The following is a 21,733-nucleotide window of genomic DNA, read 5'->3' on the forward strand; positions in this document are numbered from 1 at the left end:
CGTGGCGAATGCCACAACGCGCTGTACGGCATTAGCGGCCTGCCTTTGCCCGCTGCCGCTCGAAATAGACGAGGAATATCGCAAGGCCGAGCGTCATGACCGCCAGCCCGTACCAGGTGATGGCATAGACAAGATGGCTGTTATGGAAGGTGATCTGCGTGAGCCCCCCCACAGGTAGGTCGCCAGGATTTTTCGTGTCGTCTGCATCGATGAAGTAGGGCGCCACGTTCTGCAGGCTGCGGGCCTCGGCAATGGCCGATACGTCGCGCGAATACCAGCGTTCTTCCGCCGGCACGTTGGAGCGCAGCAGCGTGCCCGTGGGCTCGTTGATCCGCAGCAGGCCTGCAATGGTGGTTTCCGCGCCGATCTGGCCGGCTGGGCGAGTCACTGGATTGCGCTTGTCGGTCGGCACGAAACCGCGATTGATGATGACGAGCGTGCCATCGGCCTGCTTCAATGGCGTCAGCACCCAATAGCCGGGGCCGAGCACCGTCGAGGCGTAGACCTGCGTTTCCTTGTCGTTGAGGAAGGTGCCGCTCGCCTGCACATGCTTGTATTCGGAGCTTTCCGCGGTGACACCAGCCCATTGCGCCGGGCCGGGCGCCGGAACCGCCGGCGCACGCACACGCGCATCGACCCGGGCGATCAGATCCAGCTTCCAGTGCAGACGCTCCACCTGCCAGGTGCCGAGACCTATGAGAAGGGTCGTCAGAAGCAGAAGCAGAAACACCCATATGGCAAGCTCAAATGTCGAGCGCGGCTTGCCGTCAGATGTGTTCGGGGACGTGTCGGTCATGGCGCTGGTCTCCGGGGACGCGCTGCCGCATGATTTCGGGAGGTGTTTAAGTCTCTTCGCTGAAGATCACGCGTGGTCTTGAAAAATTTGGCCGCGAGTTCAGGCATTCTCAGCAATGCGCCGCGCAGCGTCCGGCGGAAATCTCGCGCCGGGGAGGGCGGGCCTTCGGCTGAAGGCCCGCCGCTCGATCTTATGGCATGTTGCGCATCATCTCGGGCGACATGGGCATCATGTTCGCGTTGAGGTGATGCATGACCCAGAGCGAGCCGGACAGCGCGATGATGACGAGGACGATGGTGAAGATCAGTGCCATCATGTTCCAGCCGCCTTCCGAGCGGGTGTTCATGTGCAGGAAGTAGATCATGTGCACGATGATCTGGATCGCGCCGAGGATCATGACGATCGCGCCGGTGACGGCCGGATCGGAGAAGACCTTACCCATGACCAACCAGAAGGGGATGGCCGTCAGAATGACGGAGAGGATGAACCCCGTCATGTAGCTCTTGAAGGTGCCGTGTGCCGCTTCGTGGCCGCCATGGTGGTCATGGCCGTGAGCGTCGCCGGAATGATGCGAATGGTTTGCGTTCGAGCTCATCCGAGAACTCCCATGAGGTAGACGAGAGAAAACACGCCGATCCAGACGACGTCGAGGAAGTGCCAGAACATCGAAAGGCACATCAGGCGACGCTTGTTTTCTACGATCAGGCCGTGCCGGCCGACCTGTACCATCAGCGTGATCAGCCAGACGATACCGGTGGTGACGTGCAGACCGTGCGTGCCGACCAGCGTGAAGAAGGCCGACAGGAAGGCGCTGCGCTGCGGGCCGGCGCCGTCGAGGATCAGGTGATAGAACTCGTAGAGTTCGAAGAAGATGAAGAGCGCGCCGAAGATGCCGGTGATCGTCAGCCACATCAGCGTGCCCGACTTGTTGTCCTTCTCCATCGCCAGCATGGCGAAGCCATAGGTGATGGAGGAGAAGAGCAGCATCGCCGTGTTGACGGCGACGAGCGGCAGCTCGAACAGGTCGGCCGGAGACGGGCCGGCCGCATAGCTGTGGCCGAGCACGGCGAAGGTGGCGAAGAGGACTGCGAAGATCAGGCAGTCGCTCATGATGTAGATCCAGAAGCCCAGCATGGTGCTGCCTTCCGGGTGATGCTCCTCCGTCATGTAGAAGGCGGGTGTTTCGCCATCCATGGGAGCCTTTGCGGTATGGGTCGTCATGGGTTTACACCTGTTCTGCGAGCTGCTTCGTACGCTCGTTCTCGGTCTTAACGACCTCGTCGGCGGGGATGTGGTAGTCGCGCTTGTAATTGAAGGTATGGCCGATCGTAATGACGATCATCGCGACGAAGGTGATGGCGGCGAGCCACCACATGTACCAGATCATCCCGAATGCGAAGCCGATCGAGAGAGCGCCGAGGATGATGCCCGTGCCCGTGTTCTTCGGCATGTGGATCGGAATGAAGCCTTCGGTCGGCCTGACGTAGCCACGGTTCTTCATGTCCCACCACGCGTCATGATCATAGACGATCGGCGTGAAGGCGAAGTTGTAGGCCGGCGGCGGCGACGAGGTGGACCATTCGAGCGTACGGCCGTTCCAGGGGTCGCCGGTGTGGTCGCGAAGCTCTTCGCGCTTCATGAAGCTGACGGCGAGCTGGATGAGGAAGCAGGCGATGCCGATAGCGATCAGTCCGGCGCCGAGGGCTGCGATCACGAACCAGATCTGCAGCGACGGATCGTCGAACTGGCTCACGCGGCGGGTGACGCCCATCAGGCCGAGGATGTAGAGCGGCATGAAGGCGAACCAGAAACCGATCTGCCAGAACCAGAAGCTCATCTTGCCCCAGAAAGGATCGAGCTTGAAGCCGAAGGCCTTCGGGAACCAGTAGTTGACACCTGCGAACATGCCGAAGAGCACGCCGCCGATAATCACGTTATGGAAGTGGGCGATCAGGAACAGCGAGTTGTGCAGCACGAAGTCGGCCGGCGGAACCGCGAGCATGACGCCGGTCATGCCGCCGATGGTGAAGGTCACCATGAAGCCGACGGTCCAAAGCATCGGCACTTCGTAGCGGATGCGCCCGTGGTACATCGTAAACAGCCAATTGAATAGCTTCGCACCCGTCGGGATCGAGATGATCATCGTCGTGATTCCGAAGAAGGAATTGACGCTGGCGCCCGAGCCCATCGTGAAGAAGTGGTGCAGCCAGACGAGGTACGAAAGGATCATGATCACGCAAGTGGCGTAAACCATAGAAGCGTAACCGAACAGACGCTTGCCGCAGAAGGTGGCCACGACTTCCGAGAACACGCCGAAGGCCGGCAGGACCAGGATGTAGACTTCCGGGTGACCCCAGATCCAGATGAGGTTGATATACATCATCGGATTGCCGCCGAGGTCATTCGTAAAGAAGTTCGTGCCGGCGTAGCGATCGAGCGTGAGCAGCACGAGCGTGGCGGTCAGGATCGGGAAGCTCGCGACGATCAGGATGTTGGTGCAGAGCGACGTCCAGGTGAAAACCGGCATTTTCATGAAGGTCATGCCGGGCGCCCGCATCTTGACGATGGTGGCGATCAGGTTGATGCCCGAAAGCGTCGTTCCGATACCCGCGACCTGCAGGCCCCAGATGTAATAGTCGACGCCGACATCGGGGCTGTAGGCGATGCCGGAAAGCGGCGGATAGGCCAGCCAGCCGGTCTTGGCGAATTCGCCGATGAAGAGCGAGATCATGACGACAATCGCGCCTGCCGTCGTCATCCAGAACGAGAAGTTGTTGAGGAACGGGAAGGAGACGTCGCGTGCGCCGATCTGCAACGGCACGACGAGGTTCATCAGGCCGGTGACGAAGGGCATCGCCACAAAGAAGATCATGATAACGCCGTGGGCGGTGAAGATCTGGTCGTAGTGATGCGGCGGCAGGTAGCCCTCGGAACCGTTGAAGGCGAGCGCCTGCTGCAGACGCATCAGCAACGCGTCGGAAAAGCCGCGCAGCAGCATGATCAGCGCCAGCACCACATACATGATGCCGATCTTCTTGTGGTCGATGCTCGTGAACCATTCCTTCCAGAGATAGCCCCAGAGACGGAAATAGGTCAGCAGGCCGAGAAGGGCGATACCGCCGACGGCGACGCCGAGGAACGTCACGACCAGGATAGGTTCGTGATACGGAATGGAGTCGAGCGTCAGCCGGCCGAAGATGAATTTATAGAGGTCCGGGTTGGAAAACATGGATTGCCTCTGTCCTTATAAATGTCTTGTTATTGAGCGCACCGGATCAATGACCCTGATGCTGAGCCGAACCGGTCGACGAATCGGAAGAAGAGCCCTTGCCCATATCCATGCCCGGCATCGAGTTGTCTCCATGCTGCATGGTGTGGCCGGCACCGCCTTCAGCCTTGACAGGCGTGATTTCGGCCGAGCTGGTGTTCTGATTGTCGTAGATCAGGCGCTCGCGGTTTTCGTGGCTTTCCTTGCCGGCACCGCCCTTGGCGTCGATATGCATCATCTCGCTCATGCACATCTTGCTCGGATCGGCGCACATGTTGAGGATGGCGTTGTAGAGACCATCGTCGACTGCATTGAAGTAGCGCACAGGTTCGCGTTCGCTCGGCTTGGCAAGCGCCAGATATTCCGGACGGCCGAGCTTCGTGCCCTGGCTCTTGGCCTTCTGAACCCACTGGTCGAAATCGGCCTGGTTCACGCCATGGAATTTGAAGCGCATGTGCGAGAAGCCAGCGCCGCTGTAGTTGGCCGACAGGCCCTGGAATTCGCCCGGATGATTGATGACGGCGTGCAGCTTTGTCTCCATGCCAGGCATGGCGTAGATCTGGCCAGCCAGTGCCGGAATGAAGAAGGAGTTCATGACAGCCGAAGCCGTGATCTTGAAGTTGATCGGGCGGTCGACCGGAGCAGCCATCTCATTGACGGTGGCGATGTCGTATTCCGGATAGAAGAAGAGCCATTTCCAGTCGAGTGCGACCACTTCGACTGTCAGTGGCTTCACGTCGGCACTGAGTGGCTTGTCTGCTGCGATGCGGTCGAGCGGACGGTAGGGGTCAAGCTGATGGGTGCTGATCCAGGTCACTGCGCCGAGCGCGATGATGATGGCAAGCGGAGCGGACCAGATGATCAGCTCCAGACGCGTCGAATGATGCCATTCCGGCTCGTAGGTCGCTTCCTTGTTCGACTGGCGATATTTCCAGGCGAAGTACAGCGTCAGGAAGATCACCGGGATGATGATGATCAGCATCAGCGCGACCGAGACGATGATGAGGTCCCGCTGCTGCATGGCGATATCGCCGGAGGGGTCCATCACCACCAAATTGCAGCCTGATAGCAGCAAAAACAATGGGATGACGGATAAACGGCTGAAAATCTTCGATAGTCTTAGCACGTCTTAAAGCTCTTTTTGTTTCGACCCTACCGCGACTAAAGGACGGCGGTCATGAACGATATGAGGTGTTTCGTCGCACCGCAGCAAGCGCGAGTGCAATGCGGTATGGAATGCGGCCCCACCTATCGGGAAAACCCTGCAAAATCCAGAAGGTTTTCCGCCGATCATTCGCTTTTATGTGAGCTAATATATCCGGATCGGAACAAATGACCACGGGTGGTCTTTCCTGATATGCAGGCGGTGCAGCGACAAAGGCCGGAAAGGCCGGCTTTGATGGCTAATTTGCGAATTATTTCATGCCCGACACTTGATATGTTCGCACGTTTGATAAACATCTTGATTATGCACGAATTCGTGGAGGAACTCGTGCTCGGAGAGGGAGGCTCCCTACATGGTCAGCGTGACGCATGAATCACTGAACCCTACATCTTCAACGCTTGAGAGCGATGCCCGCAGCATGCATGCCGGCGGCTCCGTCGCTCCGGGCAATATCGCCATCGGCGTGATCATTGGTCGCACGTCCGAATTTTTCGATTTCTTCGTTTATGCCATCGCATCGGTCCTGGTCTTCCCGAAGCTGATGTTCCCTTTTGCTGACCCCCTGCATGGAACACTCCTTTCCTTCCTGGTGTTCGCCCTTGCCTTCATCGCCCGTCCGATCGGTTCGTTCATCTTCATGGCGATCGACCGCCGCTATGGGCGCGGCGTCAAACTTACCATCGCGCTGTTCCTGCTCGGCGGCTCAACCGCGGCGATGAGCTTCCTGCCCGGCTACTCCGAAGTCGGTGCCTATGCGATCATCCTGCTCGCCCTCTTCCGCATCGGCCAGGGCCTTGCGCTCGGCGGTGCCTGGGACGGTCTGGCTTCGCTCTTGGCGCTCAATGCCCCGACGAACCATCGCGGCTGGTATGCGATGATCCCGCAGCTCGGCGCACCGATCGGCTTCATGCTGGCAAGCGCCCTGTTTGCCTATTTCGTCACGAGCCTCACGACGGTGGACTTCCTGGATTGGGGCTGGCGCTATCCGTTCTTCTGCGCCTTTGCCGTCAACGTCGTCGCACTCTTTGCCCGACTGCGCCTGGTGGCGACCGAGGAATTCGGCACGCTGCTGGAGCGCCACGAGCTCGAGCCGGTGAAGATGACGGAATTGCTGCGCGTCCATGGCCGCGACGTGCTGATCGGCGCATTCGTGCCGCTCGCCAGCTTTGCGACCTTCCATCTGGTCACGGTCTTCCCGCTCGGCTGGGTAACGCTCTATAGCGAACAGACCCCCGGTTCGTTCCTGCTGATGGAATTCCTGGGCGCGATCTGCGGCATTCTCGCCATCATCTGTTCAGGCATGCTCGCTGACCGGATCGGCCGCCGCAATCAGCTCGCGATTGGTGCGGTGCTGATCGCCTGCTTCGCCTTCGTCGCCCCTTGGCTGCTCGACGGCGGTGCGACCGGTCGCCACATCTACGTGGTTGTCGGCTTTACGCTGCTCGGCCTTTCCTTCGGCCAGGCGGCTGGCGCCAGCGCTTCGCGCTTCAGCCTGAACTATCGCTACAGCGGTTCGGCTCTCGTGTCGGACCTTTCCTGGCTGATCGGTGCCGGCTTCGCACCGTTCGTGGCGCTCGCCCTCTCCAGCCAGTTCGGCCTCGTCTATACCAGCCTCTATCTGCTGTCCGGCGTCGTCTGCACGCTCGTCGCCATCTTCTTCAGCAAGACGCTGGAAACGCGCGACAACTGAGACGGAATGTCGAATTGAAGAAGGCCGCGGCGTGAAAGTGCCGCGGCCTTTTTCGTTCAGGCAGCATGCATGAGCCAGGCGATCAGCCGTGCCGCCAGCACATTCGTCAATCCCAGCAGCACCATGACCAGACCGGCGATCGATCCCTCTTCGCGGCCGATCTCATGTGCCTTGGCTACGCCGATGCATGTGTTGCTACCAGCCCGCTTGCCGGGCGTGAGACGGTGCCGTTCGCGGCGCTGCAGGGCAATCCCTTCATTCTGTTCGAAACCGGCTTTGTCCTCAATGGCATCATTCTCGATGCCTGCCGCTCCGCCGGCTTCGCGCCCGATATCGCCGCGCGCTCGTCATCGAGCCGGAAATGGAGTGGCTGATGGCGTGAATATGGCGGCCAGGCGGCTATCTCTCACATGCTGGCAAAGCCTGGCTCGATCTCGCCGCCGAGATAGCGACGAAATCTTGACTCCTTTTTCAAACTTTTTTGATAGCAAACCACCAATGTAAACTTGAAAATAATTGTCAGGAAAAATATAGGGTATCCCATTGCCGCCGAGGCGGCGACTTTTAAGCGAGAGGACTTAATGACTTTTTCCTTTACTCATCTCACCAGTGCGCTGGCGCTTGCCGCAGGCCTTGCGGTTGCTCCGATGATGGCGAACGCCGCCGAATCCGAAGGCATCGTCGTCTACAACGCCCAGCACGAGGCATTGACGCAGGCTTGGGCGGATGGCTTCACCAAGGAAACGGGCATCAAGGTCACGATCCGCAACGGTAGCGACATGCAGTTCGCCAACCAGATCGTCCAGGAAGGTGCTGCTTCCCCGGCTGACGTCTATTTGACGGAAAACTCGCCGGGCATGGCGCTGGTCGATGCCAACAAGCTTTTTGCCCCGGTCAATGCCGATACGCTGGCTCAGGTGCCGGAAACCTTTAAGGCAGCCGATGGCAATTGGGTCGGCGTTGCCGCCCGCTCCACGGTTTTTGCCTATGACAAGACCAAGCTGAAGGAAGCCGATCTGCCGAAGTCGATGCTTGACCTTGCCGATGCCAAGTGGAAGGGCCGCTGGGGCGTTTCGCCGGCCGGCGCCGATTTCCAGGCGATCGTCAGCGCGTTCCTCGAGCTGAAGGGCGAAGATGCGACCCGCGCCTGGCTGAAGGCGATGAAGCAAAATGCCAGCCCCTATAAGGGCAACAGCGTCGCCATGAAGGCCGTCAACGCCGGCGAGGTCGAAGGCGCTGTGATCTATCACTATTACTGGTTCGGCGATCAGGCCAAGACCGGTGAAAACAGCAAGAACGTGGCGTTGCACTACTTCAAGAACCAGGATCCGGGCGCCTTCGTCAGCATCTCCGGCGGCGGCGTTCTCGCATCCAGCCAGCACCAGAAGGAAGCTCAGGCTTTCCTCAAGTGGATCACCGGCAAGGGTGGCCAGGCCGTTCTGCGCGATGGCAGCTCCTATGAATATGCCGTCGGCAATGGCGAGGCTTCCAATCCGAAGCTCGTGCCGCTGGCAGACCTGCAGGCACCCAAGGTCGAACCTTCGAAGCTGAACAGCAAGAAGGTCACCGATCTGATGACGGAAGCCGGCCTCATCTAAGGCCAAAGCCCGCGCCGCGGCGCCTTTAGAGTGCGTTCGGGCGGGCTTGGCTATTGCATCACTGTCCTATGCCCTGCTAGGGGCATAGGGATGGCCTTGGGGCCGATCGATCTGGCAATCGCCGTCAGCGGCGATTGCCTTCCTATTTCAGGGCGTGAAAGGCAGCTCGGATTTGCTGCAGAAGAACACATATGCCGGCGAGCCTGCTGCCATGCGAGTGCCCCAGTTGACGGCTGCGCCTCGCAGCCGCGTTCGGCATGCTTCCGTCGTCGCCCTTGCTTCCGTCGTCGCACTTCTAAGCCTCGTGCCGCTCGGTTTCATCGTCTGGATCACGATCGATACCGGCTGGGCCGAAGTCGCAGCCCTGATCTTCCGCAATCGCGTCGGCGAGCTGCTCGTCAATACCGTCCTGCTCGAAATCTGCACCATCCCGCTGTGCATCCTGCTCGCGGTGACGCTCGCGTGGTTGACGGAGCGCACCGATATTCCCGGCGCCCGCCTCTGGTCCTGGCTCGCCGCAGCGCCGCTCGCCGTGCCCGCTTTCGTGCACAGCTATGCCTGGGTCAGCCTCGTGCCCGGCATGCGCGGGCTCTGGAGCGGCGTGCTGGTATCGGTACTAGCCTATTTTCCTTTTCTCTATCTACCTGTTGCTGCTGCCTTGCGCCGGCTCGATCCGGCGATCGAGGATGCCGCCGCCTCGCTCGGCCTTAGCCCCTGGCGTGTCTTCTTCCGCGCGATCCTGCCGCAGCTTCGCCTCGCCATCTGCGGCGGCTCGCTGCTGATCGGCCTGCATCTCCTGGCGGAATACGGTCTCTACGTGATGATCCGCTTCGACACGTTCTCGACCGCCATCGTCGATCAATTCCAGTCGGCCTATAACAGCCCGGCCGCGAACATGCTCGGCGGCGTCCTCGTCCTCTGCTGCCTGCTGCTGCTCGGCTTCGAGGTGCTGGTGCGCGGCAACGAGCGCTACGCGCGCATCGGCTCCGGTGCTGCTCGCCCGGCGGACCGCCGTCGTCTCGGCTGGTTCGTCGGTCCCGCCATCGCACTGCCGGTCGTGACCGCCGTGCTGACGCTCGGCATTCCCTTCGTCACTCTGGCACGCTGGCTCTATCTCGGCGGCATGGATATCTGGCGGATCGATACCGTCGGTTCAGCCCTGCTGCAGACCATTGCCCTGGCGATAACCGGCGGCCTCCTCGCCACCATTGCAGCGGCTCCCATGGCCTGGCTGTCGGTGCGCGCGCCTGGCCGGCTGCAGCGCGTTCTCGAAGCTTGCCACTATTATGTCGGCTCGCTGCCTGGCGTCGTCGTCGCGCTGGCCCTGGTCTCCATCACCGTCCGGTTGATCCTGCCGCTCTATCAGACCTTTGCGACGCTGCTGCTCGCCTATGTGCTGCTCTTCCTGCCGCGCGCCATGGTCGGCCTGCGCGCCAGCATCGCCCAGGCGCCTGTCGAGCTCGAGCGCGCCGCCATGGCGCTCGGCCGCACGCCGGCGCAGGCGGTGCGGCAGATCACAATGCGGCTTGCCGCTCCTGGCTTTGCCGCCAGCGTGGCGCTCGTCGCGCTCGGCATCACCAATGAGCTGACGGCAACGCTGATGCTCTCTCCCAACGGCACGGAAACACTAGCGACGCAGTTCTGGTCCCTGACCAGCGAGATCGACTATGTTTCCGCGGCACCCTACGCCTTCATGATGGTCGTTCTGTCGCTGCCGCTCACCCTTCTCCTTTACGTGCAATCCAAGCGAACGGCCGGACAATGACCTTTCTGGCAATCAAGAACATTAGCAAGCGCTATGGCCCCGTGCATGCGTTGAGCAACATCGACCTCACGGTCGCTGCCGGCAGCCGTACGGCTATCGTCGGCCCGTCCGGTTCCGGCAAGACGACGCTGCTGCGCATCATCGCAGGCTTCGAGATCCCCGATGCGGGACAGGTCGTGCTGGAAGGCGACATCCTGGCGGATGGCGAGGCCATCGTGCCCGCGCATCGCCGCGGCATCGGCATCGTCTCGCAGGACGGTGCCTTGTTTCCGCATCTGAGCGTGTCAGAGAATATCGGCTTCGGCATGGAGCGCGGCGCGCGCGACCGCGACCAGCGCATCAATGCTCTCATCGACATGGTCGAACTCGACCGCGGCATGCTCGATCGCCGGCCGCATCAGCTTTCCGGCGGACAGCAGCAGCGCGTAGCCCTTGCACGCGCGCTCGGCCGCAAACCGAGATTGATGCTGCTCGACGAGCCCTTTTCCGCACTCGATACAGGCCTTCGCGCGAATATGCGTAAGGCCGTTGCCCGCGTGCTGCAGATTGCCGGCATCACGGCGGTTCTGGTGACGCATGATCAGACGGAAGCCCTGTCCTTTGCGGATCAGGTTGCCGTTTTGCGCGAGGGCGCGCTCATCCAGGCGGGAACGCCGCAAGCCCTCTATCTCAACCCGCGAGACCGCGAGACCGCGCTCTTCCTCGGCGATGCCATCGTGTTGCAGGCCGATCTGAACAACGGATCCGCCAAATGTGTCCTCGGGCATATCGCGGTCGATGCCGAGAGCAGGCAAGGCCGCTTCGACATCATGTTGCGGCCTGAGCAATTGCGTCTGGGCTCCATGGATGAGGCCAGTGCGAATGCAACGTGCATCGGCAAGGTGACGGAAATCGAATTCGGCGGCGCCGTCTGCACGGTGACCGTCGTGCTCTCCGATGCCAACGGCTCGGAGACATTGAACATCAAGAGCTCCGGCGTCGGCTTGCCCGAGGTCGACAGCATGGTTTCAGTGACCGTTATCGGAAAGGCTCATGTTTTCACCAAGCTCGATGTCTGAGCGTCATTTGGGTTGAAGCAGGCCACGCTTTGGGGAAGATAAGACACGCCGTCATCGTGCTCCATATCGAAGGAATGTCCATGTCGTTGCCTGAAGAGATCGCTCAGGATCTCCCTTTCCTCACGTCGCTTCGCCGCAACCTCCATGCTCATCCGGAACTTGGCTTCGAAGAGGAGCGCACCAGCGGTATCGTCGCCACCTTGCTGGAAGAGGCGGGGCTGACGGTGCATCGCGGCCTCGGCAAGACCGGCGTCGTCGGCACGCTGCAGGTTGGCAACGGCACGCGCAGCATCGGCCTTCGCGCCGACATGGATGCGCTGGCCATGCCGGAGAAGGCCAACCGTCCCTATAAATCCACCATTCCCGGCAAGATGCATGCCTGTGGGCACGATGGCCACACGACCATGCTGATCGGCGCCGCCCGCCATCTGGCCGCCAAGCGCGGTTTTTCGGGAACGGTACACTTCATCTTCCAGCCGGCCGAAGAAGGCCGCGGCGGCGCGCAGCGCATGGTGGAAGAAGGTCTTTTCGATCTTTTCCCTTGTGATGCTGTCTATGGTCTGCACAACATGCCGGGTCTCGATATCGACGAGATGGCCGTGGTCGAAGGGCCGCAGCTCGCCTCGTCGGACACCTGGCGCGTCACCTTTCGCGGCATCGGCACGCATGGCGCCAAGCCGCATCTCGGCAAAGACCCGATCACCGCGACGGCGACATTCCTGTCCTCGCTGCAAACCATTGTCGGCCGCGTCGTCGATCCGCTTCAGCCAGCCGTCGTCAGCGCCTGTTCGCTGCAGGCGGGTGACCCCAATGCGCTGAACGTTATTCCCGACACCGTCGAGATCGGCGGCACGGCGCGTGCCTATGCGCCCGAGGTTCGCGATCAGCTTGAACAGGAAATCGGCCGCCTGGCGCAGGGCACGGCGGCCATGTACGGGATTGCGGCCGACTACCGGTTCGAGCGCCGCATTCCGCCTGTCGTCAACGATCCGGATGCCACCGCGCGGGCATTGAAAGCCGCCACTGCCGTTTTCGGCGAGAAAGTGCTGACCCGTTTCCCGCCTTCGACGGCAGGCGACGACTTCGCGTTCTTCGGTCAGAACGCTCCGGGCTGCTACGTCTGGCTCGGCAACGGCCCGGCCGTCGATGGCGCGCTGCATCACAACACGGCTTATGATTTCGCCGATGATGCCATCGGCTCCGGCGTGGCCTTCTGCACGACCTTGGTAGAACAGGAGCTGAGGGAGGAAGGCTGAGGCCACTCTGAATATGCCTCTCAGAGGTAGGGGGTGCACTCTTCGCGGATGCAGCTCCATAGCGCCCGCGTCCATACGCCAACGGGAGCCCCTTTTTTCAGCGACCGGTCTCTCGCAGAAGCGCATCGAATATGATCGCACGCGCCTTCTCCACATCGATCTCGGCGGCGAAATGGGCATTGAACTCACCATGCGAGGCGCGTGTCTCGACGACGGTGCGGCCGCGCGTGTGCCGGCCTTGCAGCTCGGCGTCGATGCGCGCGTGCCGAAGCACGGCAATCTCCGGGGCGACGAAAATGGCCGCTGCCGTCGGGTCGTACAGGGCCATGGCCGGTCGACCGCGGCTGATGGCGATGTTGACGTAGCCTTCCAGAAGATCGGCGAGCAATTGTGCCTTTTCGCCCGCCGCCTGACGGAGACGAGCCACATCCTCGGGCCAGGCCAGTACTTTTCGGCAAATGTCGAGATCGATCATGCGCAGCGGCAGGCCATGTGCCAGCACGATCGCCAGCGCCTCGGGATCGGCAAAGGCGTTGAACTCGGCAGACGCCGTATGATTGCCTGACGTGACGCCGCCGCCCATCCATGTCAGTTCATCGATACGGGCGGCAAGGTCCGGACGCGCCAGCGCCAGGGCGGCAATATTCGTCAACGGGCCGAGCGCGAGGATGCGCTTCGGCCCTTTGCCGTCGCCAAGCCAGTCGCAGAGCGCCGCAAAGGCGTCGCTGAATGGAAGCGGATCGGCCGACGGCAGGCTCCTGCCTGTCGTCGGAATGCCGTTCTGGCCGAGGATGCTCTGCGCCGTTTCCAGCTTGCACAGAACAGGCAGCTCGCGGCCGGTATGGATGGGAAACGTCCAGCCGAAGACGGCGGCGGCGCTCGCCGCATTGTCGCGGACATGGGACAGCGGCGCATTGCCGCTCACCAGCGAGACGCCGTCGATGACGAGATTCGAATGCGCGACCACCAGAATGGCGGCGATATCATCGAATCCCATATCGGTGTCGACCCAGATTCCCATGTTCTATCTCATAGATTTGGTCAGACGGCCTGCGATCGCTCTGGCAGGAGACGGAGCAAAGACCGTCGAGGCGGGGTAGGTGCGGGGGCGCGCAAAGCGATCTGCGCGCCCCGGTCCATCAATTAAACGGCGAGCGCGTCGAGCACGCGGATCCAGGAACGGATGCCCTTGTGGTAGGAGCGCAGCTCGTATTTCTCGTTCGGCGAATGGATGCGGTCATCGGAGAGACCGAAGCCGATGAGGAGCGACTCCATGCCGAGCATCTTCTGGAAGTCGCCGACGATCGGGATCGAGCCGCCCATGCCGATGACGATGGCGGGCTTCGGCCATTCGTTGGAGAGCGCGTTCTTCGCCTTAGTCAGGGCCGGCGAATCGTAGGAAAGCTGGATGGCCGGCGAGCCGCCGTGCTCGTGGAACTCCACCGAGCAATCCGCGGGGATCTTCGAGCGCACATAGGCGCGGAAGCTCTCGCGGACTGCTGCCGGGTTCTGCTGGCCGACGAGACGGAAGGAGACCTTGGCCGACGCCTTGGCCGCAATCACGGTCTTGAAGCCGGCGCCCGTATAGCCGCCCCAGATGCCGTTGACCTCGGCCGTCGGCCGCGCCCAGGTGAGCTCCATCACCGAACGGCCCTTTTCGCCCGATGGGATCGACAGCCCGACTTCACCGAGGAATTTCTCGGCTGTCATGCCGAGTGTTTCCCAGGAAGCCTTGATATTGGAAGGCGTTTCCTCGACGCCCTCATAGAAGCCGGGAAGCGTCACGCGCCCGGTCTCGTCATGCAGGCCGGCGAGGATATCGGTGAGGATGTGGATCGGATTGGCAGCAGCGCCGCCGAAGACGCCTGAGTGCAGATCGCGATCGGCTGCGGTGATGACGATTTCCTCGCCCACCAGCCCGCGCAGGCCCGCCGAGATCGCCGGCGTATCGCCGTCCCACATGCCGGTATCGCAGACGAGGGCAAAATCAGCCTTAAGCTCAGCGGCATTGGCTTCGAGGAAGGGCTTGAGCGAGGGCGAACCAGATTCTTCTTCACCTTCGAACAGGATGGTGACGCGCACCGGAAGCGCGCCCTTGGTTTCCTTATAGGCGCGCACGGCTTCGACGAAGGTCATCAGCTGGCCCTTGTCGTCGGAGGTGCCGCGGCCGGTCAGGACCTTGCGGCCGTTACCCATGTCCTTGACCTCAGGTGCGAAGGGGTCGCTGTCCCAGAGTTCGATGGGGTCGACCGGCTGCACGTCGTAGTGACCGTAGAAAAGCACATGTGGCGCGTTGGCGCTGCCGGCATCGTGATGGGCGACCACCATGGGATGGCCGGGCGTGTCGCGCACGGATGCGGTGAAACCGATGGAATTCAGATAGACGACCAGCCATTCCGCCGCTTTGCGGCATTCCGCCTTGAAGGCTGGATCCGTCGAAATCGATTTGATGCGCAGCAGCTCGAAGAGATTGTCGAGGCTGGACGGGAGGTTCTGATCGGCGCGATCGAGAACGGGCGATAAATCGGTCATATCCGACTCCTTACGTGAGATTTGGAGGGACGATAGACCAAAGCCTGGCGGGTTTCGAGGCGTCAAAACTGAAAATTTATCGTGCCTGTTTCGTGGTAGGGAGGCACTCAATTACGTGCGTAGTTGCTCATGTAATTTACAAGTTTTTTAGAGTATTTGAAATAACATCAATCTAGAAGCGTATTCTGGGGACGCGAAATGTTTTCAGTGATTGCATGTATTCGCGACGAACATGACATCAGGTTAACCCTTGTTGCCGCATTTATTTGCCTGATTGGCAGTCTTGCTACCATGTTGCTTTTTTCGCGTGCACAGGAGTGCCGGTCATATCAGCGCCGCTATTGGATCGCCGCCGCGGCCTTTGCCAGCGGTGTCGGCATATGGGCAACGCATTTCATCGCCGTGCTGGCATATCAGGGCAGCATCCCCATTTCCTACGGTCTTTCGCTGACCGTGCTTTCGGTGGTCTTCTCGATCCTTGGTTCGTGGCTTGCCATCGCCGTGGCCTTTGAGTGGGATAACATAATCTCCTTTGCCTTTGGTGGGGTGTTCATGGGGCTTGGCATAGCCGCCATGCATTTCACCGGCATGCAGGCGATCGAGGCTTCGGTAGCGCTCTCCTACGATATGCAGCGCGTCGCTATTGCCATCTTCATCGGCGCGTGCATTGCCTCGTTGGCCTTCATTGCCTTCCGCGGCCTCCGTCGCATCCGGCGCATCGTTGCCGGCACTCTTCTCCTGGTGCTGGCGATATGCACGCTGCACTTCACCGCGATGAGCGGCGTCAAGCTGACCCCCGTGGCAGACATGCCCGCAGCAGTCCTTTCCATCGACCGCAGTATCCTCGCCAGTATCGTGATGGCTGCCGCCACCGGCCTGATCCTTCTTGCCCTCGGCGCCATCTTCGTCGACCGTCATCTCACCGATCTCCGCGGCTTCGCAAACGCGTCGCTGGAGGGGCTGCTTGTTCTTCGCGACGGCCAGATTATCGATGCGAACGAGCGCTTCTTCTCCATTTCCGGATGGTCGGCACAGCAGGTGATCGGCGCTGAGCCCGAAGCCTTTCTGACGCTCGATTTGGATGCTTGTGCCGAAGCTGCCGTCCCGCTTGAGACCACCTTGTCGGGACGCGACGGCAAGGCGATCCCCGTGGAAACCGTGATTCGCTCCATCACCTATCGCGGGCACGAATGCAGCGTTCTGGTCCTGCGCGACCTGACGGAGCGCCGCCAGGCCCAGCAGATGATCGAGCACCTCGCTCACCACGATATATTGACGGATCTTCCCAATCGTTCGCTGTTTGACCAGCGCATCCACCAGGCATTGCAGATGGCAAATCGCAAGCGTGGCGAAGTCGCCGTCTTCTGCCTGGACCTCGACCGCTTCAAGGCGATCAACGATGTCTTCGGCCACGCCGAAGGTGATCGTCTTCTTTGCAAGGTCGCCGGCATCCTGCGGCGGGTCGCCGAGGAGGGCGATACGGTGGCAAGGCTCGGCGGCGATGAATTCGCCATCATTCAGCCCATGCGGCAGCAGCCCGAAGCGGCTACCCGTCTTGCCGAGCGCATTCTGGCGGAATTTGCCGCGGAAATGGATACGGCACGCGATCCCACCGCGGTTGGCGTCAGCTTCGGCATCGCCATCTACCCACGCGACGGTGCCAGCGCCGAGCAGCTCTATACGAATGCGGATACCGCGCTCTATCGCGCCAAGCGCGAAGGCAGGGGCAACGCCTGCTTCTTCGATGCGGAAATGGACAAGGCCGCGCGCCTGCGCCGCCAGCTTGAGAACGACCTGCGTCAGGCCATTCTCCGCAAACAGCTCTATCTTGACTACCAGCCGATCTATGATGTCGGCAGCGATAGCGTCAGCGGTTACGAAGCCCTGCTGCGCTGGCGGCATCCGGATCGGGGGGTAATCGAACCCGAGACTTTCATTCCGATCGCAGAGGAGAGCGGATCGATTGTGGCCATCGGCGAATGGGTGCTGGAACAGGCGTGCCAGGAGGCGGTTCGCTGGCGCGAGCCCGCGAGCGTTGCCGTAAACCTGTCGCCGCTGGAATTCATGATCCCGACGCTCTATGACCAGATCGAGCGCATCTTGTGGAAAACCGGCCTCAATCCGCGGCGGCTGGAGTTGGAAATCACCGAGGCGGCGCTGATGCGGGAGCGCACGGCCGTCATCGCCACATTGCAGCGGCTGCACCGCCTCGGCGTCCGGGTGGTCATGGACGATTTCGGAACGGGCTTCTCCTCGCTGAGCAATCTGCGCGCCTTTCCCTTCGACAAGATCAAGGTCGACCGCAGCTTCACCGGTGCGCTCGAACATGATCCGGCGGCACGCTCGATCGTCCGCGCGATCATCGGCCTCGGGCATAGCTTGAACATGCCTGTGGTGACTGAAGGCGTGGAAACGGAACTCCAGCGTCGCATCGTCATCGAAGAGGGCTGTGCTCAGCTTCAGGGGATCTTCTTCGGCAAGCCGGATGTCGGACCGAGCCAACTGTTCGCCGACATGGACAGGGCGGCGGGATAATCCCGAGGCGTTTCCGTTTCAAGCGCGCCACGAGAACGCTCCATCCTTCCGCTCTGGGGTGATTCCCTATGGAAAACTGCCCCGTCGCAAATGCATCTAGAGAGGCTTGGCGTTGTTCAGGATGCGCCGGATATATTCCAGCAGCAGCTCGCGTTCGAAATTGCGAAAATCCCTCAGAACATCCGAATCGACCGCCGTTGCGGCCTCGATGGCCTCTGCCTCCATGGCGGCTGCCTTCTCCGTCAGGAAGATCAGCTGCGCCCGCTTGTCAGTTGGATGCGGGCGGCGTTCCACCAGTCCGTCACGCTCCATACGCGACAGCGTGTTGGCCATCGTCGCCTGCTCGATGTCGACCCGCTCCAGCAATTGCTTCTGAGTCAGGCCGTCTTCGGACCACAGTTCCAGGAGGATTGGGAACTGACCCGGCGAAAAGCCGAGCCTGTTCGCGCGTTGCAGCAACGAGCGAGCAAATACCCTCGCCAGCTGACTGGCAAGGTAGGCTGCGGAGTCCATCCGATTAAATCCCATGATTGCAAGTATGCCGATGATTTCAAATCAAGACAATCAGCAAATCTTGGGTAGAGACAGGTAGGAAATCATCAGCTTCATTCGATCATGCGCACGCAATACGTGCGCTATTCTTCATGAAAAAGCCGCCATGGCCTGGAGGGGACGCCATGGCGGCTCAAAAAAGGGGGACAAAGGCCCGGAGAGGGGATAGGCCTTTGTCCGAGTCTGACGTGGCGGGGGACAGGCCGGTTGTCAGACCCTCGGCGTATCAATCGCCGGTGAGTATGATTTGTGATCCCAAATGTGGTTTTTCAAGGGAATCCGCAGATTAGATTGATTAAAAATTAGTAACGTTTCGGTGAGAGATCTGGTGCTCTTGGCGGGCTGCAAAACCAGAACTTTATATGGACGTTGGAGGTGCGTCACGCTATCCATGTCTCCATGAAAAAAGGTGATCATCTCTTCCTCGTCGACGGCTCCGGTTTCATTTTCCGGGCCTTTCACGCCCTGCCGCCGCTGACCCGGAAGTCCGATGGATTGCCTGTGGGCGCCGTTTCCGGTTTCTGCAACATGCTGTGGAAGCTCCTGACCTCGGCGCGCGACACTTCGGTCGGGGTGACGCCTACCCATTTCGCCGTCATTTTCGATTATTCCTCGAAGACCTTCCGCAAGGAGATTTTCCCGGACTACAAGGCAAACCGTTCGGCACCGCCGGAGGAGCTGATCCCGCAATTCGGCCTCATCCGCGAGGCGACGCGCGCCTTCAACCTGCCTTGCATCGAAACTGACGGTTTCGAGGCCGATGACATCATCGCCACCTATGCCCGCCAGGCCGAGGCCGCCGGTTCCGATGTGACGATCATCTCGTCCGACAAGGATCTGATGCAGCTCGTCACCCCAATGGTCCACATGTATGACAGCATGAAGGACAAGCAGATCGGCATTCCCGATGTTATCGAGAAATGGGGCGTGCCGCCGGAGAAGATGATTGATCTGCAGGCCATGACCGGCGATTCGGTCGACAACGTGCCCGGCATCCCCGGCATTGGCCCGAAGACGGCAGCGCAGCTGCTGGAGGAATTCGGCGATCTCGATACGCTCCTTGCCCGCGCCGAGGAAATCAAGCAGCAGAAGCGCCGCGAAAACATCATCGCCAATGCCGAACTCGCCCGCATTTCCCGTCAGCTTGTGACGCTCAGGACAGATGTGCCGGTGAACATGCCGCTCGAGGCGCTGGTTCTGGAACCGCAAAACGGCCCGAAGCTGATCGGCTTCCTGAAGGCGATGGAATTCACGACGCTGACACGACGTGTCGCGGAGGCCTGCGATTGCGATGCGGCGGCGATCGAGCCGGCCGAAATCAAGGTCGAGTTGAGCGATGCCGCGCATGGCCCGGATCTCGATGTAGACGGCAAGGCAGAACTCGTTGCCGGCAGCGCGGTTACGGCCGAGGGGGCCTCCGTTCCGGCGCCGGCAGTAAAATCGCGCCAGGCCGTTGAGGGGCTGACCGAGCCAGCGGCGCTCGCAACCGCGCGTGCGGCAAGCTTCGCTACGGCACCGATCGATCATTCGAAATATGTGACCATCCGCGATATCGCCACGCTCGATCAGTGGATCGCCGATGCGCGTGAAACCGGCATCGTCGCCTTCGACACAGAAACGACGTCGCTCGATGTGATGCAGGCCGAAATCGTCGGCTTCTCGCTGGCGATTGCCGACAACCGCAACGATCCCACAGGCGCCTCCATCCGCGCCGCCTATGTGCCCCTCAGCCACAAGACCGGCGTCGGCGATCTGCTCGGCGGCGGCATGGCGGAAAATCAGATTCCGCTTCGGGATGCCCTGGCGAGATTGAAGGTGCTGCTTGAGGATGCCTCCATCCTCAAGATCGCGCAGAACCTGAAATACGACTACCTGCTGATGAAGCGCTACGGCATCGAGACCAAGTCGTTCGACGATACGATGCTGCTGTCCTATGTGCTCGATGGCGGCTCCAATGCCACGCACGGCATGGACAGTCTGTCTGAGCGCTGGCTCGGCCACAAGCCGATCGCCTACAAGGACGTTGCCGGCAGCGGTAAGTCCAACGTCACTTTCGATCTCGTCGATATCGACCGCGCCACGGCCTATGCTGCGGAAGATGCCGACGTGACGCTGCGTCTCTGGCTGGTGCTGAAGCCGCGGCTTGCGGCAGAAAAACTCTCCGCCGTCTACGAGCGGCTGGAGCGGCCTCTGGTGCCCGTACTTGCCCATATGGAAGAGCGCGGCATCACCATCGACCGTCAGATCCTGTCACGCCTCTCCGGCGAACTGGCACAGGGCGCGGCGCGGTTGGAGGATGAAGTCTATACGCTGGCGGGCGAACGCTTCAATATCGGCTCTCCCAAGCAGCTGGGTGACATCCTCTTCGGCAAGATGGGATTATCAGGCGGCAGCAAGACCAAGACGGGCCAATGGTCGACTTCGGCGCAGGTGCTGGAGGATCTGGCGGCGGCCGGCTTCGAGCTGCCGCGCAAGATCGTCGACTGGCGTCAGCTCACCAAGCTGAAATCGACCTATACCGATGCGCTGCCGACCTATGTGCATCCGCAGACGAAGCGCGTGCATACGTCCTATTCGCTGGCCTCGACCACAACCGGGCGCCTGTCCTCCTCGGAGCCGAACCTCCAGAATATTCCGGTGCGCACGGCGGAGGGCCGCAAGATCCGTACGGCCTTCATCTCGACCCCCGGCCACAAGCTGGTTTCGGCCGACTATAGCCAGATCGAACTGCGCGTGCTGGCGCATGTCGCCAATATCCCGCAGCTGAAGCAGGCCTTCGAAGACGGCATCGACATTCACGCGATGACTGCCTCCGAGATGTTCGGCGTGCCGGTGGAAGGCATGCCCAGTGAGGTGCGTCGCCGCGCCAAGGCGATCAACTTCGGCATCATCTATGGCATCTCCGCCTTCGGCCTCGCCAATCAGCTCTCCATCGAGCGCTCGGAAGCGGGCGATTACATCAAGAAGTATTTCGAGCGCTTCCCCGGCATTCGCGACTATATGGACAGCACCAAGCAGGCCGCGCGCGACAAGGGTTATGTCGAGACGATCTTCGGTCGCCGTATCCACTTCCCCGAGATCCGCTCTTCCAATCCGTCCGTCCGCGCCTTCAACGAGCGCGCCTCGATCAATGCGCCGATCCAGGGTTCGGCCGCAGACGTCATCCGCCGCGCCATGATCAAGATGGAACCGGCGCTGGCTTCGGCCGGGCTTGGCGATCGCGTGCGCATGCTGCTGCAGGTGCACGACGAACTGATCTTCGAAGTCGAGGATGCCGACGTCGAGCGCACAACGCCGATCGTCGTCTCGGTCATGGAAAATGCCGCTATGCCGGCGGTCGACATGGCCGTACCTCTGAAGGTCGATGCGCGCGCCGCCAACAATTGGGATGAGGCGCACTGAGGCGCTATCAGACGCAGCGGGGAGATCAGTCCTCTTGGTGAAGTGCGGAGGCCTGAAAGGCCGGAGCCTCGAACCACGAGGGCCGGTGGAGGTATTGCCACCGGGCCACTTCAGCA

Annotated in this window: 15 protein-coding genes and 2 pseudogenes; 8 read left to right on the top strand and 9 right to left on the bottom strand. The window is 61.0% G+C overall.

The window, feature by feature from the left end:
* Nucleotides 1-31 precede the first annotated feature (31 nt).
* The 5 genes from QD409_RS04350 to cyoA form a co-directional block, all read right to left on the bottom strand.
* A complete protein-coding gene (locus tag QD409_RS04350; protein ID WP_430761909.1) occupies nucleotides 32-796 on the bottom strand; it encodes an SURF1 family protein in 765 nt (254 codons plus the stop codon).
* 190 nt (nucleotides 797-986) lie between these two features.
* Nucleotides 987-1,391 carry a cytochrome o ubiquinol oxidase subunit IV gene (cyoD, locus tag QD409_RS04355; RefSeq protein ID WP_092855807.1) on the bottom strand — a complete coding sequence of 135 codons (405 nt, stop codon included), beginning with the start codon at nucleotides 1,389-1,391 and terminating at the stop codon, nucleotides 987-989.
* A complete protein-coding gene (cyoC, locus tag QD409_RS04360) occupies nucleotides 1,388-2,017 on the bottom strand; it encodes a cytochrome o ubiquinol oxidase subunit III (protein WP_092855805.1) in 630 nt (209 codons plus the stop codon). Before cyoC ends, cyoD begins: the two co-directional genes overlap by 4 nt.
* Nucleotides 2,018-2,021: 4 nt before the next feature.
* On the bottom strand, nucleotides 2,022-4,025 hold the full coding sequence (gene cyoB, locus QD409_RS04365) for a cytochrome o ubiquinol oxidase subunit I (RefSeq protein ID WP_092855803.1): 2,004 nt from the start codon (nucleotides 4,023-4,025) through the stop codon (nucleotides 2,022-2,024).
* A 46-nt stretch (nucleotides 4,026-4,071) separates the two neighbouring features.
* A complete protein-coding gene (cyoA, locus tag QD409_RS04370; RefSeq protein ID WP_430761910.1) occupies nucleotides 4,072-5,190 on the bottom strand; it encodes a ubiquinol oxidase subunit II in 1,119 nt (372 codons plus the stop codon).
* Nucleotides 5,191-5,581: 391 nt separating this feature from the next.
* On the opposite strand from cyoA, the gene QD409_RS04375 reads away from it, so the two are divergent.
* On the top strand, nucleotides 5,582-6,919 hold the full coding sequence (locus tag QD409_RS04375) for an MFS transporter (protein ID WP_092855799.1): 1,338 nt from the start codon (nucleotides 5,582-5,584) through the stop codon (nucleotides 6,917-6,919).
* Nucleotides 6,920-6,975: 56 nt separating this feature from the next.
* Here QD409_RS04375 and QD409_RS04380 read toward each other — a convergent pair.
* Nucleotides 6,976-7,101, bottom strand: a pseudogene (locus tag QD409_RS04380) (LrgB family protein); the annotation flags it as partial.
* Between the two features lie 66 nt (nucleotides 7,102-7,167).
* Between QD409_RS04380 and QD409_RS04385 the strand changes: the two are divergent.
* From QD409_RS04385 to QD409_RS04405, 5 genes and pseudogenes are all read left to right on the top strand, one after another.
* Nucleotides 7,168-7,269 (top strand): annotated as a pseudogene (locus QD409_RS04385) (LysR family transcriptional regulator); the annotation flags it as partial.
* Between the two features lie 231 nt (nucleotides 7,270-7,500).
* Nucleotides 7,501-8,517 (top strand): iron ABC transporter substrate-binding protein, encoded by a 1,017-nt coding sequence (locus QD409_RS04390; RefSeq protein ID WP_430761911.1) that lies wholly within the window; start codon nucleotides 7,501-7,503, stop codon nucleotides 8,515-8,517.
* Nucleotides 8,518-8,728: 211 nt separating this feature from the next.
* Nucleotides 8,729-10,282, top strand: coding sequence for an ABC transporter permease (locus QD409_RS04395; protein WP_245298178.1), 1,554 nt, complete (start codon nucleotides 8,729-8,731; stop codon nucleotides 10,280-10,282).
* Nucleotides 10,279-11,340: an ABC transporter ATP-binding protein gene (locus QD409_RS04400; protein WP_430761912.1), complete on the top strand. Its 1,062-nt coding sequence runs from the start codon at nucleotides 10,279-10,281 to the stop codon at nucleotides 11,338-11,340. Before QD409_RS04395 ends, QD409_RS04400 begins: the two co-directional genes overlap by 4 nt.
* Before the next feature lie 80 nt (nucleotides 11,341-11,420).
* Nucleotides 11,421-12,596 carry a M20 aminoacylase family protein gene (locus QD409_RS04405; protein WP_430761913.1) on the top strand — a complete coding sequence of 392 codons (1,176 nt, stop codon included), beginning with the start codon at nucleotides 11,421-11,423 and terminating at the stop codon, nucleotides 12,594-12,596.
* Between the two features lie 97 nt (nucleotides 12,597-12,693).
* Here QD409_RS04405 and QD409_RS04410 read toward each other — a convergent pair whose 3' ends face one another.
* Nucleotides 12,694-13,617, bottom strand: a complete 924-nt coding sequence (locus QD409_RS04410) for a nucleoside hydrolase (protein WP_430761914.1) — start codon at nucleotides 13,615-13,617, stop codon at nucleotides 12,694-12,696.
* 122 nt (nucleotides 13,618-13,739) lie between these two features.
* A complete protein-coding gene (locus tag QD409_RS04415) occupies nucleotides 13,740-15,128 on the bottom strand; it encodes a M20/M25/M40 family metallo-hydrolase (RefSeq protein ID WP_430761915.1) in 1,389 nt (462 codons plus the stop codon).
* Between the two features lie 198 nt (nucleotides 15,129-15,326).
* On the opposite strand from QD409_RS04415, the gene QD409_RS04420 reads away from it, so the two are divergent.
* Complete coding sequence (locus tag QD409_RS04420) at nucleotides 15,327-17,663, top strand: bifunctional diguanylate cyclase/phosphodiesterase (RefSeq protein ID WP_430761916.1); 2,337 nt, start codon at nucleotides 15,327-15,329, stop codon at nucleotides 17,661-17,663.
* Nucleotides 17,664-17,759: 96 nt separating this feature from the next.
* Here the strand turns inward: QD409_RS04420 and QD409_RS04425 are convergent, their stop codons facing one another.
* Complete coding sequence (locus QD409_RS04425) at nucleotides 17,760-18,176, bottom strand: MarR family winged helix-turn-helix transcriptional regulator (protein ID WP_092855788.1); 417 nt, start codon at nucleotides 18,174-18,176, stop codon at nucleotides 17,760-17,762.
* Between the two features lie 438 nt (nucleotides 18,177-18,614).
* On the opposite strand from QD409_RS04425, the gene polA reads away from it, so the two are divergent.
* A complete protein-coding gene (polA, locus tag QD409_RS04430) occupies nucleotides 18,615-21,617 on the top strand; it encodes a DNA polymerase I (protein WP_430761917.1) in 3,003 nt (1,000 codons plus the stop codon).
* The last annotated feature ends 116 nt before the right edge of the window (nucleotides 21,618-21,733 follow it).

It is taken from the genome of Rhizobium sp. BR 315 (assembly GCF_050577975.1).
GTDB classification, from domain to species: Bacteria; Pseudomonadota; Alphaproteobacteria; order Rhizobiales; family Rhizobiaceae; genus Rhizobium; species Rhizobium miluonense.

Bases quoted from the DNA above. Each gene is read 5' to 3' on its own strand.
- QD409_RS04375 (WP_092855799.1), top strand. From the start codon at position 5,582: ATGGTCAGCGTGACGCATGAATCACTGAACCCTACATCTTCAACGCTT.
- QD409_RS04400 (WP_430761912.1), top strand. From the start codon at position 10,279: ATGACCTTTCTGGCAATCAAGAACATTAGCAAGCGCTATGGCCCCGTG.
- polA (WP_430761917.1), top strand. From the start codon at position 18,615: ATGAAAAAAGGTGATCATCTCTTCCTCGTCGACGGCTCCGGTTTCATT.
- QD409_RS04410 (WP_430761914.1), bottom strand. From the start codon at position 13,617: ATGGGAATCTGGGTCGACACCGATATGGGATTCGATGATATCGCCGCC.
- QD409_RS04405 (WP_430761913.1), top strand. From the start codon at position 11,421: ATGTCGTTGCCTGAAGAGATCGCTCAGGATCTCCCTTTCCTCACGTCG.
- QD409_RS04420 (WP_430761916.1), top strand. From the start codon at position 15,327: ATGTTTTCAGTGATTGCATGTATTCGCGACGAACATGACATCAGGTTA.
- QD409_RS04390 (WP_430761911.1), top strand. From the start codon at position 7,501: ATGACTTTTTCCTTTACTCATCTCACCAGTGCGCTGGCGCTTGCCGCA.
- QD409_RS04415 (WP_430761915.1), bottom strand. From the start codon at position 15,128: ATGACCGATTTATCGCCCGTTCTCGATCGCGCCGATCAGAACCTCCCG.
- QD409_RS04395 (WP_245298178.1), top strand. From the start codon at position 8,729: ATGCGAGTGCCCCAGTTGACGGCTGCGCCTCGCAGCCGCGTTCGGCAT.
- cyoB (WP_092855803.1), bottom strand. From the start codon at position 4,025: ATGTTTTCCAACCCGGACCTCTATAAATTCATCTTCGGCCGGCTGACG.
- cyoD (WP_092855807.1), bottom strand. From the start codon at position 1,391: ATGAGCTCGAACGCAAACCATTCGCATCATTCCGGCGACGCTCACGGC.
- QD409_RS04425 (WP_092855788.1), bottom strand. From the start codon at position 18,176: ATGGACTCCGCAGCCTACCTTGCCAGTCAGCTGGCGAGGGTATTTGCT.
- QD409_RS04350 (WP_430761909.1), bottom strand. From the start codon at position 796: ATGACCGACACGTCCCCGAACACATCTGACGGCAAGCCGCGCTCGACA.
- cyoC (WP_092855805.1), bottom strand. From the start codon at position 2,017: ATGACGACCCATACCGCAAAGGCTCCCATGGATGGCGAAACACCCGCC.